Annotated in this window: 17 protein-coding genes; all 17 read right to left on the bottom strand. The window is 46.3% G+C overall.

Annotated elements, in window-relative coordinates:
- Nucleotides 1–14 precede the first annotated feature (14 nt).
- Complete coding sequence (locus tag ACTNB3_RS10250; RefSeq protein ID WP_427805853.1) at nt 15–386, bottom strand: biotin/lipoyl-containing protein; 372 nt, start codon at nt 384–386, stop codon at nt 15–17.
- Nucleotides 387–415: 29 nt separating this feature from the next.
- Nucleotides 416–1,192 (bottom strand): OadG family transporter subunit, encoded by a 777-nt coding sequence (locus ACTNB3_RS10245; RefSeq protein WP_441025390.1) that lies wholly within the window; start codon nt 1,190–1,192, stop codon nt 416–418.
- Between the two features lie 14 nt (nt 1,193–1,206).
- Nucleotides 1,207–2,643, bottom strand: a complete 1,437-nt coding sequence (locus ACTNB3_RS10240; protein ID WP_441025387.1) for an acyl-CoA carboxylase subunit beta — start codon at nt 2,641–2,643, stop codon at nt 1,207–1,209.
- 208 nt (nt 2,644–2,851) lie between these two features.
- The gene (locus ACTNB3_RS10235; protein WP_427805856.1) at nt 2,852–4,840 is read right to left on the bottom strand and encodes a 2-isopropylmalate synthase; all 1,989 of its coding nucleotides are present in this window, start codon (nt 4,838–4,840) and stop codon (nt 2,852–2,854) included.
- A gap of 180 nt (nt 4,841–5,020) precedes the next feature.
- A complete protein-coding gene (locus ACTNB3_RS10230; RefSeq protein ID WP_441025384.1) occupies nt 5,021–6,385 on the bottom strand; it encodes a D-alanyl-D-alanine carboxypeptidase family protein in 1,365 nt (454 codons plus the stop codon).
- Nucleotides 6,386–6,641: 256 nt separating this feature from the next.
- A complete protein-coding gene (scpB, locus tag ACTNB3_RS10225) occupies nt 6,642–7,211 on the bottom strand; it encodes an SMC-Scp complex subunit ScpB (RefSeq protein ID WP_427805858.1) in 570 nt (189 codons plus the stop codon).
- The gene (locus ACTNB3_RS10220) at nt 7,201–7,968 is read right to left on the bottom strand and encodes a segregation and condensation protein A (protein ID WP_427805859.1); all 768 of its coding nucleotides are present in this window, start codon (nt 7,966–7,968) and stop codon (nt 7,201–7,203) included. The genes scpB and ACTNB3_RS10220 overlap by 11 nt, the downstream gene beginning before the upstream one ends.
- A 143-nt stretch (nt 7,969–8,111) precedes the next feature.
- On the bottom strand, nt 8,112–8,996 hold the full coding sequence (locus ACTNB3_RS10215) for a metallophosphoesterase (RefSeq protein WP_441025380.1): 885 nt from the start codon (nt 8,994–8,996) through the stop codon (nt 8,112–8,114).
- A 24-nt stretch (nt 8,997–9,020) separates the two neighbouring features.
- The gene (locus ACTNB3_RS10210; protein ID WP_427820669.1) at nt 9,021–9,278 is read right to left on the bottom strand and encodes a hypothetical protein; all 258 of its coding nucleotides are present in this window, start codon (nt 9,276–9,278) and stop codon (nt 9,021–9,023) included.
- Between the two features lie 565 nt (nt 9,279–9,843).
- Nucleotides 9,844–11,073: a serine hydrolase gene (locus ACTNB3_RS10205; protein WP_441025377.1), complete on the bottom strand. Its 1,230-nt coding sequence runs from the start codon at nt 11,071–11,073 to the stop codon at nt 9,844–9,846.
- A 65-nt stretch (nt 11,074–11,138) separates the two neighbouring features.
- Nucleotides 11,139–11,426 carry a hypothetical protein gene (locus ACTNB3_RS10200; protein ID WP_427820665.1) on the bottom strand — a complete coding sequence of 96 codons (288 nt, stop codon included), beginning with the start codon at nt 11,424–11,426 and terminating at the stop codon, nt 11,139–11,141.
- 231 nt (nt 11,427–11,657) lie between these two features.
- A complete protein-coding gene (locus tag ACTNB3_RS10195; protein WP_427807941.1) occupies nt 11,658–12,875 on the bottom strand; it encodes an aspartate aminotransferase family protein in 1,218 nt (405 codons plus the stop codon).
- A 256-nt stretch (nt 12,876–13,131) separates the two neighbouring features.
- Nucleotides 13,132–13,728 (bottom strand): putative ABC transporter permease, encoded by a 597-nt coding sequence (locus tag ACTNB3_RS10190; protein ID WP_427807943.1) that lies wholly within the window; start codon nt 13,726–13,728, stop codon nt 13,132–13,134.
- Between the two features lie 89 nt (nt 13,729–13,817).
- Nucleotides 13,818–13,994 carry a 30S ribosomal protein S21 gene (gene rpsU, locus ACTNB3_RS10185; protein ID WP_004054229.1) on the bottom strand — a complete coding sequence of 59 codons (177 nt, stop codon included), beginning with the start codon at nt 13,992–13,994 and terminating at the stop codon, nt 13,818–13,820.
- 142 nt (nt 13,995–14,136) lie between these two features.
- Nucleotides 14,137–16,776 (bottom strand): alanine--tRNA ligase, encoded by a 2,640-nt coding sequence (gene alaS / locus ACTNB3_RS10180; protein ID WP_441025375.1) that lies wholly within the window; start codon nt 16,774–16,776, stop codon nt 14,137–14,139.
- Between the two features lie 425 nt (nt 16,777–17,201).
- Nucleotides 17,202–17,336, bottom strand: coding sequence for a hypothetical protein (locus tag ACTNB3_RS10175; RefSeq protein WP_427807947.1), 135 nt, complete (start codon nt 17,334–17,336; stop codon nt 17,202–17,204).
- A gap of 110 nt (nt 17,337–17,446) precedes the next feature.
- Complete coding sequence (locus tag ACTNB3_RS10170) at nt 17,447–19,921, bottom strand: homocysteine S-methyltransferase family protein (RefSeq protein ID WP_441025373.1); 2,475 nt, start codon at nt 19,919–19,921, stop codon at nt 17,447–17,449.
- Between the last annotated feature and the right edge of the window lie 21 nt (nt 19,922–19,942).

Raw genomic sequence — 19,942 nt, 5'->3', positions numbered from 1 at the left:
AAGGATGCTGCTCCTTAGTTTAATGTAGCTAATGTCTGGCCTGCTTCTACCATATCGCCTACTGCTACATCAATACTAGCAACGGTTCCGTCTTCCGGAGCCACAACAGGAATTTCCATCTTCATTGCTTCTACGATCACAACGGTATCACCTTTTGCAAGTTTCTGTCCGACGCTTGCTTCGATCTTGAATACTTTTCCGGCTGCACCTGCTGCCACTTTGATGCTGCCTGCGCCTGCTGCCGTTTTTGCTGCCGGTGCTGCCTTTGGTGCTGCCTTAGGTGCCGCTGCCGGTCTTGCTGCCGGTGCCGGTGAAGCTCCTGCTCCGTTTTCTTCTACTGTCACATCATATACGTTTCCGTTCACTGTAATTGTATAATTTTTCATGATTAATTCCTCCTGAATATCAACTATTTTTATGCATTCCATTTGTTGGATTTTCTTCTCTTAATAGAACGTACTACGAAACCGTCCGTAGAAGTTCCTTCGTAAGCGGCAATCGCTGCAGCAATAACCGCGACAAGTTCTGTGTCATCGCTCTCTTCTTCTGCTGCGGCTTCTTCTGCCACTGCCGGTGCAGGAGCAGCTTTTGCAGGCTCTGCCTGTTTTCCGGATTTTTTGTCTACTAATGCAGGAACGTATTTAAACAGAGAAATAATAAAACTCATGAATATTAAAACACAAAATACAGTTCCCATACCTAATAATGTATTCATTCCGGCTTTCTTAAGAATCTCTCCCGTGCTGAATGAAGCATTTACCGTAAAGGATTCCAGCTTCAGATTCTCATCAAATGTAAACTCCAGATCAGCTGCTCTGTCTGAGAATTCTGCCGGTGCAATGACCGTCAGGGTTGAACTGCTGCTCTTGAATTGATAGTCACCGTGACTGATATACTGTCCGCATTCATCCGCTGATGCGCTCCATCCCTGAAGTGCGGTAATAAAGTCTTCTGCTTCCATCTGGACACCGGTCTGAGCTTCAAACTGTGACATCAGATATCCCTGATTCCAGTCTGACATGCTGCTGACCTGTTCATCTGAGATACCGCCACTTGCAACGATATTCAATACCTGCTCACAGCTCATCTTGATTGTCTCCGGATCATACTGGATCTCTTTCGTATTATTACAGCCGGTAAAGGCAAACGCAAGTGCCAGAATGCAGATTAATAAACTGATTTTCTTCTTCACTTTGCTTCACCTCACTAAACTGTTCCGTGTTTCTTTGAAGGACGTTCTTCCCTCTTTGTAAATAACATCTCAAATGCGCCGATCACGTATTTTCTGGTGTCTGCCGGTTCAATGATCGTATCTACATAGCCTCTTCTTGCAGCGGAAAGCGGACTTGACTGAAGCTCTTTATACGCTGCTGCTTTTTCTTTTAATGTATCGGCATCTGCATCTGCGTACATGATCTTTGCTGCCATATCAGCTTCCATCATACCGATCTCAGCGTTCGGCCATGCATAAACCATGTCTGCTCCGATGGATTTGCTGTTCATGGTCACATATGCGCTTCCGTATGCTTTTCCGGTTACAACAGTAACTTTCGGTACGGTTGCATCGGCGAATGCATAGGTAAGTGATGCCATTGCTTTCGCAAGATTCTTCTCCGAACATACAGTTGCCTTGAATCCTGTTACATTGGTAAGTGTCAGGACCGGAATTCCAAATGCATCACAGAATTTCACAAATCCGGCTGCTTTCTTGCATCCTCTTGCTGAAAGAGAACCGTTGAATTCTTCTGCTGCCTTTCCTTCTTCATCAAATACTTTTGAGCGGTTTGCCACTGCTCCTACGGTCATTCCGTTAAGACGGATAAAACCGGTCACCATATCTTTTGCGTATTCTTTCTTTGTTTCGAAGAAAACGCCGCTATCTGAAAGCATTGACAGAACAATGGATGGGTCCTCGGCTGCATTTTCAATATCTTCACAGATCCGGTTCAGATCATCGGTACATTCATCATAAGAATCGTTATCCTCATTATTTGCCGGAAGCATACATACGAGTTCACGGATATTTTCCAGGATCTCTTCTTCTGTTCCGACTGCATCCACCATTCCGGATTCCTCGCTCTGGAACTTAGCGCAGGATGTGTCACATTTCTTAATTTCATTTCCGACGATTGCATTCGGAGAGTTCACAAATAATCTGCCCTTTGTCTCCATAAATGTGAAATCAGTCAGTGCTGCAGCTGTTGCGAGTCCACCGCCGCAATTTCCGAAAATAGCAGTAATCTGTGGAATAACGCCAGAAGCCATTGCCTGTTTGTAGTAGAGACTTCCAAATGCATTCAGTGCGTCTGTTGCTTCCTGAAGACGCATACCTGCACAATCAATAAGTCCAATGACCGGTGCACCCATCTTCATTGCCATGTCATAGATATGTGCGATCTTTCTTGCATGCATCTCACCAATCGCGCCCTTTAAAACAGTCGCGTCCTGGCTGTACACATAGACAAGATTACCGTCAATGACTCCATAACCGGTAATGACACCATCTGCCGGAGTCTCTTTCTCCTGCATGTTGAAATCTGTCGATCTTGCTGTTACTGCTCCGCCGATTTCAACAAAACTTCCCGAATCAAGCAATGCAGCAATTCTCATGCCTGCCGGATTTGATGTTGTTGTGTTACTCATAAATCTAGCCCTCCATTTTATAATTATAATATAAACCAAATTTTCTGCCGAGTTTATTATACTTGTATTTTCTGGAAACTGCAACATTTTTCGCGAATAACTCGTTAATAATTTCACATTGTATTAAAAAAAGACCAAAGGCGACAAGGGGACGAGTGACTAGGGTCACCGGTCACCCGTCACCCCTAGTCACTCGCCCCCTTGTCACCTATTTCTGATTCCGGAACTGTACCGGTGTCATATTATACGCTTTTTTGAACAGCCGGTTAAAATGCTCCACGTTCTGATATCCAACAGAAAGCGCGATATTTTCCACGGTCATACTGCTGCTCTTAAGCATGGCTCTGGCTTTTTTCATACGGACTTTCTTTACGATGTCCCCGAACGTCATACCTGATTTTTCTTTGATGTATTTGGACAGGTACGGCTTGGAAAGGAAGAATTTCTCAGAGAGGTCATCCAGAGAAACATCCAGATAGTTTGCCTGAATATAATTCATGATCTCAAGCATACGTTCGTCCTTACACTCATCTGCTGTTTTGATCTCTTCAATTTTATTAACCGCAACTGCCAGTGCATCGATGGATGCGTGGATAATGTCTGCATCAATGCCGACTCCCCAGTATGTATGTCCGTTGCAGATAATACCGACATATGCACATGCCTTGGAAGAAGATCCCTTTGTCAGAGAATGTTCTTCATAGAAGGACAGCTCGTAGCTGATGTTGAAATACTGCTTGATCGCATTGCTTACCGCATCGAGACGTCCATTACCGGATGCTGTCACGATCCGTTTGCTGTTCGCATGCGAAATGGTTGCTGTCGCAAGGATTCCGTCTTCCTGTTTGAAATGACACTCATCAATCGTAAAGACACCTTTGTAATTGACATAATTGTCCTCGAAAATATGGTAAACCCATTCCGGAGTCAGCTCTTTGTGAGCCTTGTCGGATACATCTTTTACGAGATATCCCACTTCTTCCTTCATCTCCTTCGGCAGATTGATACCGAAGTTCTGCTTTAATATGTAGTTGACGCCGCCCTTACCGGACTGGCTGTTGATACGGATAACATCCTTGTCATAGGTACGTCCCACATCTTTCGGATCGATCGGCAGATACGGAACCGTCCATTTATCGCATTCTTTCTCTTCCCTGAAGGCCATACCTTTCGCGATCGCATCCTGATGGGATCCGGAAAATGCGGTAAATACCAGATCTCCTGCATACGGCTGACGTTCGTAAACATGCATTCTGGTAAGACGCTCATAGGTCTCACGGATTTCCATCATGTTGGAGAAATCCAGTCCCGGATCAACACCGTGTGAGAACATGTTCATAGCCAGTGTGATAATGTCCACGTTACCGGTACGTTCTCCATTTCCAAACAGCGTTCCCTCGATACGCTCTGCTCCGGCAAGTACACCAAGCTCTGCGGTTGCCACACCACATCCTCTGTCATTGTGTGGATGCAGGCAGAGGATCACGCCATCGCGATGGCTGAGGTGTTTGTCTACATATTCTACCTGGCTTGCAAATACATGTGGCATTGCGTTCTCTACGGTTGTCGGAATGTTGATGATTGCTTTCTTATCCGGGGTCGGCTGCCATACATCCAGAACGGCGTTGCACACTTCCACTGCGTAATCCACTTCGGTTCCCGGGAAGCTTTCCGGACTGTACTGGAAGGTGAAATTTCCTTCTGTCTCATCCGCCAGTGTCTTCAAAAGTTTCGCTCCGTCGATCGCGATCTTCTTGATCTCCTCTTTACTCTTGCGGAACACCTGCTCACGCTGAGCAACGGATGTCGAATTGTAAAGGTGTACAACCGCATGGGGCGCTCCCTTTACTGCTTCAAATGTTTTCTTGATGATATGTTCACGTGCCTGAGTCAGTACCTGTACGGTCACATCGTCCGGAATCATATTCTTCTCGATCAAAGTGCGCATGAACTGATATTCTGTCTCGGATGCTGCCGGAAAACCGACTTCGATCTCTTTAAATCCGACTTTAACTAACAACTGGAAGAATTCCAGCTTCTCCTCCAGGCTCATCGGCTCGATCAGTGCCTGATTGCCGTCACGCAGATCCACACTGCACCAGATCGGTGGTTTCTCAATGTAATCCTTCTTCGCCCAGTCATAACTGACTTCCGGCGGCATAAAATATTGTCTTTCATACTTTTCAAAATTCTTCATCGTGTTCTCTCCTTCTATAAATACTCAAGAATGTAATTTGTCTGAATTATAGGAATTTTTCAGTCTTCGCGCAAAATTCATAAATATTCGTCAATGTTCTTGCTCTATTTTGTTGTACTCACATATCCTAACACATCTATATTATAAAGTCCAGCGACAAATTTAAGCAATTTAATTGATCTAATTTATCATCATGTATTTTTTACAGATTTTTCGGAATACCCAGGCATAGTTTTTCACCGGAATCTCCTCTTCAATGACCAGAGGGTACTTTTTTAGTACTTCTCCATTCAAAGTATAGCATACATAGCCCGCTTCTGTTCCTTTCGTCACCGGTGCCTGCATTGTTTCTTCCTGGCAGACAGTCACCTCTACCTGTTCCGACTCCGATAAAAGAACCTGCAGTTCCTTCTGTTTTCCTTCCTCTGTCTGCAGGACCGGCGTGGATTTTGCATCCCCAAACAGCTCCTGATCATCCGGAATTCCATTTTCCACGGTAATTTCCCTGAGCGCCGGCTCTTTCCATACATCGCGGTACTGATACGTCTTCAGCGCATACTGCATCAATTTCTTGGTATCAACCCATTTATAACTTTTGTTATTGGGCCATCCACAGCCCAGAAGCGCAACGACAAAGGTTCTTCCGCCATTCTCCAGTGCTCCCACATAACAATACCCTGCTTCTCCTGTAAACCCGGTTTTTCCTGAAATGGCTCCCTCCATCATATCCAGGAACAAGTTGTGGTTTGTGCAGGTAAAATTCCTTGTCCCTTCGACATTGGAAAAAGAATAGCTTTTCTGCTGTGTGATCCCCAGAAATTCTTCTGCTTTTGGTGATTCGAGAATGCAGTAGCTCATGATCCTTGCCAGATCGGCAGCCGAAATGCTGTGCTTTCCGCCGTCATCTTCCGCGTCCAGTCCGTTTGGCGTCACAAAATGGGCATTGGTACACCCGATTTCTTTTGCCTTTTCATTCATTTTCTCGGCAAATTGTTCCACACTGCCAGCAATATGCTCGGCGATGGCAACTGCACTGTCGTTGTGTGATTCGAGCATCAGGGAATACAAGAGATCTTCAAGATAATACTGTTCTCCTTCTGCCATCTGCAAATGGACCTTAGGCTGAGAAGCAGCATTCTTCGATACGGTTACAATTTCCCCGGCACTTTCCATCTGTGTACCTTCATTCTCCGCGCTTTCATTCTCCGCGTTCATCGCTTCCAGGGCAAGGATACAGGTCATGATTTTTGTCGTGCTTGCCATCGGCCGCATGGTTTGCCCGCCCTTCGAGATCAGGACACGCCGGCTCTTGGCATCCATCAGCACAGCGGAAATGGCATGCAGATTCTGCAGCTCTTCCGGCAGGGAACCTGCTGCTTCTTCTTCCTTCACTGATTCCTGAGATGCCTGATTCACTTCCCATACCTCGTCAGAAGCCAGCGCATGGAGTATTTCTTCAGTCCCGGCAAGCTGCGGCATCACGATGAGATTAATGGATATGATGAAAATGCAGGTGACCGATATAAGATTCCGGATTCTTTTCATTACGCACATCTCCCTATTCGAATCATATCATAGCTCCTCTTGAGGACATTATTTTCCTCTATCCTATCGTATGAACGGGTGCTTTTCTCCATGCATCTTCTTTCTTCCAATTTCTCTATGAAGCTATTGATTACCGAACCTTTTGGGAGTCTGCACAGCAACTAAAAAAGCTGCTGAAAATGTATACAGGAATGATCCTGTTTCCTACAATTTCTGCAGCTTTCTGCTTTTTACATGTATAATACCTCTGTCCCGGTTATATATCCAGCTTCAGCTGAACTTCGTCTTCGGCCTCTTCTTTGAATGTCTCCATCTTCTCCGCATCGATTCCCGGCAGCTCATCCAGCGACGTTACGCTGAATCTTCGAAGAAATTCTTCAGTGGTTCCGAATAACAACGGTCGCCCCGGTGCGTCGAGCCTTCCCACCTCACAGACAAGATTGTACTCGATCAGTTTATTCACGGCATGGTCTGATTTCACACCACGGATCTTCTCGATCTCCAGTCTGGTAACCGGCTGTTTGTACGCGATGATCGAAAGCGTCTCCAGCATGACATCGGTGAGGACGTAGCGCTTTGGCTGCTTGGCGATCCGGATCAAATACTCATACATTTCCGGCTTCGTGGCAAGCTGAAAGGAATCCTCCAGTTCAATGATGCGGATTCCCCTGCCTTCCTTCTCATATTGGTCCATCATGTTGTGAATGATTTTCTTTGTAGTTGGCACATCCTGTTCGATTGCCGCAGCGATCTTGCTGACTTCAACCGAATCACCCATGGCAAATAAAATCGCCTCGATTATGCCTTGCAGCTGTTTAATCTTCATTATGTTCCCCTTCATTCTCGTTCGAGGTAATCAGTATATCATCAAACGTATGTTCCTGATAAATCGTAATCTTTCCGATTTTCATAAGTTCTAATATTGCAAGAAATGTAACGATCACCTGGACCTTGGATGCCTGTCTAGTAAGTAGATCCCGGAAGCTGAAGTTGCGGTGTACTTTCGCATACTCTTCCACATAATTCAGTTTCTCAGGCAATGTCACTTCTTCCTTCTCAATCTTTCCGAATTTACTTCGGATTGGATCCGTCTTCTCCGTCTGTCGTTTTAATACTTCCTGGAAAATGTCATTCAGCTTCGAAAGGGTTAGATCCCCGAGAAGCTCATCCAGATCCACAGGCTCGACATAGCTCTTGACAACATCGGGAAGCGTTTCCTCCTTGTAATAAATCTTCTCTCCGTCTACCTGACGATCCCGAAGCTCATAAGACATATATTTGTACATCTTATATTGGAGGAGCTGTTCCACCAGTTCCTGTCTCGGGTCCTCTTCTTCGCCCTCTTCGTTGACTTCCTTCGGCAGGAGCATACGGCACTTAATGTCCAGAAGCGTGGCTGCCATCAGCAGGAATTCACTCATAATGTTCAGATCTTCCCGTTCCATATCTCGGATATATTCCATATACTGGTTGGTGATTTCCACGATCGGAATATCGTAAATATCTATTTTATTTTTATCAATCAGATGCAGAAGAAGGTCCAACGGCCCCTCAAACACCTGCAGTTTTACCGGAATTCCCATATTCTTACTGCCTTTCCGTCTGTCGAATCAAAGCGTGTCCGTGCACTAGAACAGTGTAACACACTTCTGGCTTTCGGGCAAATAGATCTTACAAATCCACTGAAATAAGCCCATGGCAATATCCACAGGCATAAATCATTCTTCTACATTCCATGAATATGAAGCACGATCAGCTCCGCCGGATTGAACAGACGGATATTGATCGTATGCGTCCCCAGTCCTTTGCTGACTACAATACTTGTATCTCCCTCTTTGTAGCAGTCGCCGGAATATTTCGGGAACAGCCCTACTTGAGGGCTGATGACGCCTCCCAGTACAGGGAGCCGCATAACGCCCCCGTGAAGGTGACCGGAAAGAATCAGATCCGCTCCCCATTCTTTGTAGATCGTGACAAATTCCGGGTGATGCACCATCAGAACATTCCATGCCTGCGGATCTGCCTGTCCCAGTCCGTCTTTCATATCCTGCAGGGAAGGCTCCATCCTGCCGAATCTGGCATAACATTCCGAAGGCATCTTCATTCCATACAGAAGAACCCGAGTGCCTTCCCATTCCATCTCGCAGGATTCATTGATCAGAAAATGGATTCCGGCCTGTTCCAGTTCTTTCTTATATTTCCAGTAGCTGTCGCCGTAATTTTCCGGATCCTCAAGCATCCTCTGTTCATGGTTTCCGAGCGCGCAATATACCGGGGCAAATTCGGTCAGTTTTTTCATGCATTCTGCCGCCTTTCCCCAGGAACTCTCCCTGCCGCCATGCGTATTTCTATTTGCCACAAGCATATCCCCGCCGCAGAGGATCAGATCCGGTTTCTGCTCCCGAATCTTTTCCAGAAGCTTACCATTCTCCTCTCCGTATTCGCGGTTATGAAGATCACTTAAAAATACGATTCTTTTATCTTCCATTTCAGGAGGAAGCTTCGGTGTCCTGATCTCGTATTCCGTCACTACAAACCGATGTGTCTCCCGGTATATTTCAGCTAATATGAGCAGCACTGCCGCTATGAGGGCAGCCAGTAAATATATCATTCTGCAAATCTCCTTAAAGTCATCTTAATCTCGTTCTACCCGTTCTATCATACAGGAATGTTCTTTGCTCTTCGGATCGTAATTAATTCCAACCAACAGAATATCTGCCCCATAATCCTTAATTGCAGCAGCCACCTCTTCCGCATCCATATTCAATGTAGCATCCAGAAGATGATCAGAGTTACGAATCAGCTTTGCAATTTCTGTATGCTTCCCTGTAGTTACAGCACGAACAAATTCCTCACGTGCATCTTTGCTGCAAATGATTTTCCAAAACGTCATGGTCTGCTTACACATGTCATCTTATCGCTTGTTCCAAGTGTACTGTTAATAAACGATATCAACCCTGTCTTATCTACATATATTCCTTTTCTTACAGTTTCAAACCCAGCATTTCCATGGTACTTATATCATATCTGATTTTTGAATATTTGTACACCTGATTTATTAATTCTTCTAACCGATGATCGTATGGTCCGTCACAATAGAACCCCGGCCAGACCGAGGGTAAACTTCGCTTTGACCGGGGCTTTTCTCCCTCGGCATCTTCTGTCGGTTCTGTGGTGATAACGCCATCGTCCCACTTATGATTCAGAGCATCTACCTCGCGGGTTTCGGTAACCTTGCAAACAGTGCAGGTTCTGGTTTCCTCACCCTTTTCGGTACAGGTAGGCTCGGTGGTAACAGTCCATTCACCCCACGCATGCTCTTTGCAGAAAGGTTTCCAGGTGATGGTGCCGCCGTAGTTCTGCATCACATCGCTTGTCCAGGTCTCATTCCCGCCGGGATAGAAAGCTGTAGCCGTAACTCCTTCGAAAGCATTTTCCTGAATTTCCGTTGCATCTCCTTAAACTGTCATTTCTTCCAATACGTCCAGCAATGCCGAAAAAAATGTCATCGCTCCGACATCTTCTTTTGCATAAATGGCAACTTCACCAATCTTTTCTCCGTTCAGCTTGTAACTTACCTGCCCGATGGTATCGCCCTGTTTCACCGGTGCATCGAGTTGTTCCACCGTTGTTTCTTTCGTTATGGCATTCAGATCTGCACCTGTGACATCCACATACTGAAAGGAATTCTCGGCTTCGCCTTCAACCTGTTTTTCGATTCCCCTGGTCACTTCCGCAAAAATCGGCTCCTCAAGCACATTTTCATCGACGAAGCGGCTGCATTTTCCAAAACCGTAGTTCAGCATAGAAATCGCATCCTTGACACGGGTTTTGGAATCCGGCTCAGCCATGACAACAGCGATCATTTCAATCCCGTCTTTTTCAGCCGTTGCCGAAAGGCAGAACTTTGCCTTACTGGTGGAGCCGGTCTTCAGTCCTGTCGCGTATTCGTACTGGCGAATCAATTTATTGGTGTTGGTGAGACCGAATTCGCTGGTTCCTTTAGCAGTCGTGTGGGTGATATTTTCCATCCAGATCATCGAATACTTATGAATCTCTGGATATTTTGTGATGAGTTCCCGAGACATCAGTGCGATATCTCTTGCGGTCGTGAGGTGTCCGTCCGTATCCAGTCCGTTGCAGTTTACGAAATGAGTATGTTCCATTCCAAGCCCCTTGGCACGTTCGTTCATCTTCTGTACAAAGGCCTGCTCACTGCCACAGATCAATTCGGACATTGCCACACAGGCGTCGTTCGCACTTGCCACAGAAATGCATTTGATCATAGTTTCCACGCTCTGCTTTTCTCCCGGTTCCAGAAACACCTGGGATCCGCCCATGGATGCCGCATACTCGGAAGTCGTCACCTCATCCTCCAGATGGATCTGTCCACTCTCAAGAGCATCAAAAATGAGCAGAAGTGTCATGATCTTGGTCACACTCGCAGGCGGAAGCTCCTTGTCGGCCTCCTTCTCATAGAGAACTTTCCCGGAGGAAGCTTCCATAATTATTCCTGACTCTGCGGAAATACCAAGTTCTTCTGTATTTTTTTCTTTTTCCCCGGAATCATCCTGGATATTGCCGGTTGTTTGCGTTTCTTCATTCGCCAGGCTGACCAAGCATGGCATCCTATAACTCGTCTGCAGGCACAGTACGATTCCCAGAAATACAGCCAAAAATCTACGCATAAAACAGCTCCTTCACCAATTCGTCTGTTACTAATAAATGCCATGCCGCATTAAAATAGAACCTTCTATCCTATGTTTCCGTTATATTCTTTTCCTTTTTCATTAAACCAGTCCAGCGCTTCGCAGATTCCTTCTTCTGCAAAGGCAAATTCTTTCGTCTCTTTTTTTTCCTCCGGAGTGTTGTCGTAATTGTACGGTCCTTCCCAGACCGTACCCAGAAGGATCGTCTCCTTCTCGCCATCCTCAGATTCTTTTTCTTCTTTTCCCAGTCGGAAATTCATCTTTCCCATACTTCCGTTAAACTTTGCCTTTTTATAAAAATTCAGCGGAAAAAGCTGCATCCGTTTCAACATTGATTTATCCCTCCATTGTAAATAACCGCCTTATATACGGAACCATTTGAAAGAAATATACTGCCAAATCACAAAAATAGCAAGCTCATTTTATTATATACATGACAACTCACAATAATCCAATGGACCATTTTCTCAAATGCATGGAACAAAAAAAGGCATTGCCATGCTTTGTGATGTTCGCATGCAATGCCTTTATTTGCAATATTTATGATTGTTTCACGCCGTCTTCTATTCTCCTGTCACTTCAAGGATCGCATCTCTCATGATCTCGATTGCCTGATCAATGTGATCTTTGGTAAGTGTAAGTGGCGGAATCATACGGTTTACATTGTTTCCGATCGCCGTGATCAGAAGTTTTCTGCGGAAGCATGCCCATTTCACATCCAATGCAATCGGCATATCGTATTCGCAGCCTACCAGGAGTCCTTTTCCTCTTGCTTCTTTTACATGTGGAAGGGTTGCAAGTTTTTCTTTGAAGTATTCTCCCATTACTTTTGCGTTTCCGCTCAGGTCGTTGTCCAGAATCTCTGTGATAGATGCAAGAGATGCAGCACATGCAAGAGGATGTCCACCGTATGTAGAACCATGTGTTCCTGATGTAAATACTTTCGCAACCTCTTCACTTGCACAGCAAGCTCCGATCGGCATTCCGCCGCCCATTGCTTTCGCCATAGTTACACAGTCCGGTTTTACTCCGTATCCCATGAATGCCATCGGAGAACCTGTACGTCCCCATCCGGTCTGTACTTCATCAAGAAGGAGAAGCATTCCTCTCTCATCGCAGAGCTTGCGAAGTCCTTCGATGAATTCCTGTGTTGCCGGATGTACACCGCCTTCGCCCTGTACCGGCTCGATCATGATCGCGATCGTATTTTCTGTTACTTTTGATTTGAAATCTTCCAGATCATTGTATTTTGCATAAGAGAATCCAGGAAGCATCGGTTTGAATCCAAGCTGGCATGCATTGTCCGGCTGACCTGTTGCTGAAAGTGCTCCGTAGGTTCTGCCATGGAAACCGTTGACAGCTGTTACGATATGGTAATGTTCCGGGCCGTATTTTTCAACACCGTATTTTCTTGCCATTTTGATCATGCATTCATTAGCTTCTGTTCCTGAGTTCTGGAAGAAAATCTTATCCATCCCGATCGTGTCACAGATTTTTTTTGCAAGGAGTGCCTGCGGTACGGTATATGGGTAGTTGAAGGTATGCATAATATCATCAACCTGATCCTTGATTGCCGCAACTACTTTCGGATTTCTGTTTCCGGCACTGTTTACAGCAACACCGCCATAGAAGTCAAGATATGCAACGCCTTTTTCATCATACAGATACATTCCCTCTGCTCTCTCTGCGATGAAATCGTAACGTGCATAGGTTTCTACCATGTATTTGTTTACAATGGCTTTCAATTCTTCTGCTGTTAATCCTGTGTCTTTGAGTTTCATAAGAAATTCCTCCCATTTTCTTTATTGTTGTAAGAAATATCAAAATGAAGTAGATTTGACTCCCACCAAGAGTAACTTGCGCAACTCGCCACCTATGAAGGTGGGAGTCTTATCTTCTTTCAAGATAAAAAAAAGCGCCATGTACATCCTGTACATGACGCCTTTGTCATTTAACGATTATGAGTATATACCTCAGTCTAAAATTTGTCAACACAAAATTTTTACAAAAAAATTATAGATATTTCAGATAAATTTTCTAAATAAAATTACGGATATTCTCTTTTATTCTTTCGATCGGTCCGGTAACACATTCCGGCATATCATCCTTTTTTACATTGTAGAAGGATGAAAGAAAATCCATACCGAATACGGTGATCAGTACCGAACCTGCCACCCGTCCTACATAAAGCGGGATCAATGCCACGATTCCCTCCACTGTGTTCTGCAGGAACATGAAGAGAAACAAGGTATAGAATCCCCAGGCGATCGAACTCTCGAGACAGATTATCCCTTTATAGTTGAAAGGTTTTTCATTATAATCCCACCAGACTTCTCCGAACACCTTCTGCATCAGAAGTGCGGTCAGATATTCCAGAATGGTTGCGAAAAAGGATCCCATGAAAAACAACAGGACACGATTCTCGCTGTATGGCCTGAGGAGAAAAAATACAGTCAGCGCCCCCACACCATAGATTGGACAGAACGGACCTCTTCCGAATCCCCTGTTCGTCAGCTTTTTATTACAAAAGGACATATAGATCGATTCGACGAGCCATCCCAGCATTCCGTAAGTCAGGAACCACATGACTAATTCATAACTTCCAACTCCAAAAATCACTCTATTCCACCACATATCCATTCCTCCGGCACTTGGCCCTTCGACCTCCTGCCCGCTAAAAAAATGAGGTGTTGATATTCAAACACCTCATTATTCTGCACATATTAATTATATTTACGTTTTCTAGCAGCTTCGGATTTCTTTTTACGTCTTACGCTTGGTTTTTCGTAATGTTCTCTCTTACGAATCTCCTGCTGAATTCCTGCCTTTGCGCAGTTTCTTTTGAATCTGCGTAAAGCGCTGTCTAACGTCTCGTTTTCTTTTACGATTACATTTGACATAGTCTCACACCTAACCTCCCCTCCAGCCTTGTATTGTGCATTATACGACTGTTCGGGTATTTTATTGCACTACACATGATTATAGCATATTTTTTAATACAGTCAAGAATTTTCTTTAAAAATATGCCAAATTATGCATAATTTATTGAATCTGTCCTGCTAAAACCTCTTTCACTTTTGCAAGTGCATCCGGAATGCCTGCCGGATTCTTTCCGCCTGCCTGTGCCATGTTCGGGCGTCCGCCGCCGCCACCGCCAACGCAGGATACGATTGCCTTGATCAGATTTCCGGCATGAGCGCCTTTCTTCATTGCTCCGTCGGTTACGGTTGCCATCAGGCTGACTTTGCCGCCTGCAGCAGATGCAATCACGACCACACCTTCTCCAAGCTTCTCTTTGAGCTGGTCGCCGAGATCGCGAAGTCCGTTCATATCCATATCTTCTACGCTGACAGCAAGAACCTTCACTCCGTTCACTTCTTCTACCTGGCTCATCACATCGCCCATAGCGTCCTTTGCCAGTTTGCTCTTCAGGCTCTCGACTTCGCTGTGAAGTTCTTTGTTCTCAGCCTGCAGATGCGTGATCTTCTCAGTGAGATTATCCGGGGTCGCCTTCAGAAGCTTCGCAGCTTCGTGCATCTTTTCTTCCAGAGCCGCGTAATATTTCATAAGTCCTTTGGAAGTCAACGCTTCGATACGGCGCACGCCGGCTGCCACACCGCTCTCGGATATGATCTTAAATGCTCCGATTTCTCCTGTATTTGCAACGTGGGTTCCTCCACAGAATTCGATGGAGTAATCACTCATATTGACAACTCGTACAATATCACCGTATTTTTCACCGAAAAGTGCCTGTGCTCCGGTCTTTCTTGCTTCTTCGATCGGCATATTCTTCGCGATAACCTGAAGGGATCTGGAAATGCTGTCGTTGACCATATCTTCGGTCCTCTGCAATTCTTCCGGTGTCATTGCAGAGAAATGCGAGAAGTCAAAACGCAGTCTTTCGTCATTTACGCTGGAACCTGCCTGTTCAACATGAGTTCCGAGAACCGTGCGGAGTGCTTTCTGAAGCAGATGAGTCGCACTGTGGTTTCTTGCGCAGAGAGAACGTCTCTCGGCATCTACGGTAAGTGTTACCGTATCTCCTGCTTTCATCATTCCGCGGGTCATGCGTCCGATATGACCGATCTTGCCGCCGAGCAGTTTTACAACATCTTCTACGATGAATTCTCCATCTCCGCAGCTGATCACGCCGTGGTCAGCTTCCTGTCCGCCGCTGGTTGCGTAGAACGGAGTCTTCTCTACAAAAATGGTTCCTCTTTCTCCATCTGACAGTGCATCCACAACCTCTTCGTCGGTTGTAAGAACGGTGATCTTTGATTCATAGGTCAGGTTATCATATCCGACAAATTCGGATGTCACGGAAGGATCGATGGATTCGTAAACGGTCACGTCTGCGCCCATATAGTTTGTCACTTTACGTGCTTTTCTTGCAGTCTGACGCTGTACTTCCATGGCAGCCTTGAAGCCTTCTTCATCCACATCCATTTTCTCTTCTTCCAGGATCTCTTTTGTCAGATCAAGCGGGAATCCGTAGGTATCATATAATTTGAATGCATCCTCGCCGGACAGAGTCTTTACGCCTTCTACCACCATCTTCTCTTTCATCTCATTGAGAATGACAAGGCCCTGATCGATCGTCCTGTCGAACTGCTCTTCTTCTTTGCGAATCACATTCATGATAAAGTCTTTCTTCTCTTCCAGCTCCGGATAGCCGTCCTTGGAACCTTCGATTACAGTCTCTGCAAGCTTGGTCAGAAAACCGCCCTCGATGTTCAAAAGTCTTCCGTGACGGCAGGCACGGCGGAGAAGTCTTCTCAGCACATAGCCGCGTCCTTCATTGGAAGGCATGATTCCATCGGAAATCATGAACGATACGGAACGAATATGGTCGGTGATCACGCGAAGGGATACGTCTGTATTATAATCTTCACCGTAAGACACACCTGCAAGTTCGCATACCTGATCGCGAAGTGCCTTCAGTGTATCAATATCGAACATGGAATCTACATCCTGTACGATACATGCAAGTCTCTCAAGTCCCATACCGGTATCAATGTTCTTCTGTTCCAGTTCTGTATAATTGTTATGTCCGTCATTGTCAAACTGGGTAAATACGTTGTTCCAGATCTCCATGTATCGGTCACATTCACATCCTACGGTACATCCCGGTTTGCCGCAGCCGTATTTCTCACCGCGGTCATAATAGATCTCAGAACATGGACCGCACGGGCCTGAACCATGCTCCCAGAAATTGTCTTCTTTTCCAAAACGGAAAATCCGCTCCGGAGCGATTCCGATTTCTTTATTCCAGATCTCAAATGCTTCATCGTCATCCTGATATACAGACGGATATAATCTGTTCGGGTCCAGTCCCACAACTTCTGTCAAGAACTCCCATGACCAGTGGATTGCTTCTCTCTTAAAGTAATCTCCAAAAGAGAAGTTACCGAGCATTTCAAAAAATGTACCGTGACGTGCTGTCTTTCCAACATTTTCAATATCACCGGTACGAATACACTTCTGGCAGGTCGTCACACGACGTCTCGGCGGGATCTCCTGTCCGGTAAAATACGGCTTTAACGGTGCCATACCGGAGTTGATCAGCAAAAGGCTGTTGTCGTTGTGCGGTACCAGCGAAAAACTCTTCATCTTCAAATGGTCCTTACTCTCAAAAAACTCAAGGAACATACGTCTTAATTCGTTTACTCCGTACGCTTTCATCTTTTTCCTCCTATACTGTATCGTGCAAAATTCTGCACGCAATTTGCTAAAGTTTAATTATAAAGATTGTGGGGAGGTTTGTCAACTGTTTCGCGTTGGAAAATGGGGACGCCCCCGCCTGGCAGGGATGGTTCCCGGACTCGCTTTCGCTCGGGCAAAAACGCAGCGGTACTATGATGCCAGGGCGCCGCGCATGCGGCTGCTGCCATCAAGTGCCGGCGTTTTTGACGGTCCGGGAACCATCCCTGTCAGGCGGGGGCTGTGCATTTCCATGGGGGAGGATGTGCATTTTCTGGGGGAGGATGTGGTTTTCCTGGGTGGGGCTCAATTGGGTCCCATAGATGGGACCGATTGAGCGGGGGAAGTCAGACAAATAAAAAGATTCTCCGGATTTATGATCCGGAGAATCTTTTTATCTGTCTTCATTATTTTTCTTCAGCTGCGGTTTTGGCGTTTTTGCGGTCGCGCAGTTTTTTTCCGGTCAGGATTCCGAGGAATGCGAAGACTGCTATGATAGCCATTTTAATAAGTGTGCTGATTAGTGTTGAGAAAAATGCCATACTCGTGCCTCCCTTGCTAAACTAGTTTTATCATAACATATGAATGGGTTCTTTTCAAATCAATTTTCACATAATTTGTGGTTTTTGTGGCTTGATTTTATGAATTTTTTCTAAACTTTGTTTTCTGTTCCGAAGAGGGACTGGGCGTAGTGTACGGACTGCATGGCGTCTTTGCCGTAGAAGTCGGCGCCGATCATGTCGGCGTATTCCTGGTTGAGGACGGCGCCTCCTACCATGACGCGGCAGTCGGGCTTTTTCTCGCGGAGCTGGCGGATGGTTTCTTCCATGCTGACTACGGTGGTGGTCATGAGTGCGCTTAGGCCTACGAGTGTCACTTCTTCTTCAATTGCTTTTTCTACGATAAGTTCCGGCGGTACATCTTTGCCGAGGTCCAGGACTTCGAAGCCGTAGTTTTCGAGAAGGACTTTGACGATGTTTTTGCCGATATCGTGAATGTCGCCTTTGACGGTTGCAAGGATGATTTTTTCTTTTTTTTCTTCGGCAGCTCCGGATTCGGCGAGTACGTCTTTGATAACGGCAAAGGCGATTTTTGCGGCGTCGGCACTCATGAGGAGCTGGGGAAGGAACACGGTTCCTTTTTCAAAGCCGTCTCCAACAACGTTGAGTGCGGGGATCAGTTCCTGCTGGATGATCTCCATCGCATCCCGTGTTTTCACGAGTTCCCGGGTAAGATGATGGGCTTCTTCCTTCAGGCCTTTTTCGATTGCGTATTTTAATGTCAGTGTGTTCCCGGTATCTGTGCCCACCGGCTGGGAGGGGCCGTTTCCGCCCGCTATCCGGAGTGTTCCGTTTCCGCCTGCCACCTGTGCCGCAGCTTTTTCCGCCGCTGCCTGTGCAGCATATTTGGTGATATAGGAGGTACAGTTTTCATCGTATCCCATCAGTGCGAGGAATGCGTCGTAAGATTTCATCATTTCTTCGGAGGAAGGATTGATGATGCCTGCCGTCAGTCCGTTCTGCATCGCCATGGTGTAGAAATGGCTGTTGATCACCGGTCTTTTGGGAAGTCCGAAGGAAATGTTGGATACGCCGAGTACGGTGCGCACTCCGTAGATCTCTCGCACTTTTCTGAGGGCTTCCAGGGTGACTTTTGCACCGTCCTTCTCGGAGCTGATGGTCATGGTCAGCACATCGATAACAATATCTTTCTTCCTGATTCCGTATTTTGCGGCTTCTTCGATGATTTTTCCGGCGATCTTCACTCTTCCGTCTGCATCGGAAGGTATTCCCTGTTCGTCTAAGGTCAGCCCGACTACGACACCACCGTATTTTTTCACCAGCGGGAAGACGGCGTTCATGGATTCCTGTTTGCCGCTAACGGAGTTAAGCATAGGTTTGCCGTTGTAGATCCGCATGGCGGCTTCCATGGCCTTTGCGTCTACCGTGTCGATTTGCAGCGGAAGGCTGGTCACGCTCTGAAGCTGGGTCACTACATCCTTCATCATCTGCACTTCATCGATATCCGGCAGTCCCACATTGACATCCAGAATGTGCGCACCCTTCTCCTGCTGTGTGATTCCCTCTTTGAGGATGTAATCCATATCGTGCGCTTTCAATGCTTCTTTAAACCTTTTTTTGCCGGTCGGATTGATGCGCTCACCGATAATAAGCGGCATATCCCCTAAAATCACTGCTTTCCCATAGGAGGAAACGATGGTATCCTCCTTCTCTTCCACCGGAAGGATTGGATGGTCCTTGCAGGCTTCCACCATTCTTCGGATATGATCGGGTGTGGTTCCACAGCAGCCTCCGATGACGCAGGCACCCTCTTCTACGATTTTCTTCATCGTGGCGGCAAAACGTTCCGGCTCTACATCATAATATGTCTCCCCGTTCTTCTGCTTCGGAAGTCCCGCATTTGGCTTTACGATGACCGGAAGAGAGGTGTAGCGTCGCATCGCTTTCAGAAGTGGAAGCATCTGGTCCGGTCCGAGGCCGCAGTTCATTCCGATGGCATCGACTCCCAGTCCTTCAAGCATCGCCACAACGGACGGGACATCTCCGCCGGTCAGAAGTTTTCCCCGCTCATCGAAGATCATCGTGGCAAATACCGGAAGGGAGGTGTTTTCTTTCGCGGCAAGTACCGCAGCTTTCACCTCGTAGGTGTCACTCATGGTTTCTATATGGATGAGATCTGCACCGTTCTTTTCTCCGAGGGTGGCAGCTTCTGCAAATGCGCGGTACGCATCCTCAAAATCCAGATCGCCCATGGGCTTTAACAACTTACCGGTGGGTCCCATATCGAGTGCCACATAGGTTTCTCTTCCATCCAGCACTCCCTGCTCCTGTGCCTGCTTTGCATTTTTCACGGCAGCACAGATAACTTCCTCCAGTGACCAGTTGTCATCATGGAATTTGCAGGCATTTGCCCCGAACGTATTGGTCAGGACGATGTCGCTGCCTGCTTCAAAATATCTCCGGTGGATCTCCTCGACCTCTTCCGGGTGCTTCAGATTCCATACTTCAGGGAGCTCTCCCGGTTCCAGTCCCCGTTCCTGGAGAAGCGTCCCCATTCCTCCGTCAAAAAAGAGCAGTTCTCTGCCCAGTCTTTCTCGTATACTCATGTCCATTGCTCCTTCTAACTT

The sequence above is a fragment of the Bariatricus sp. HCP28S3_D3 genome, from assembly GCF_052065755.1.
In the GTDB taxonomy this organism is placed as follows: domain Bacteria; phylum Bacillota; class Clostridia; order Lachnospirales; family Lachnospiraceae; genus Allocoprococcus.
This window is presented reverse-complemented; position numbering and strand designations above follow the sequence as displayed.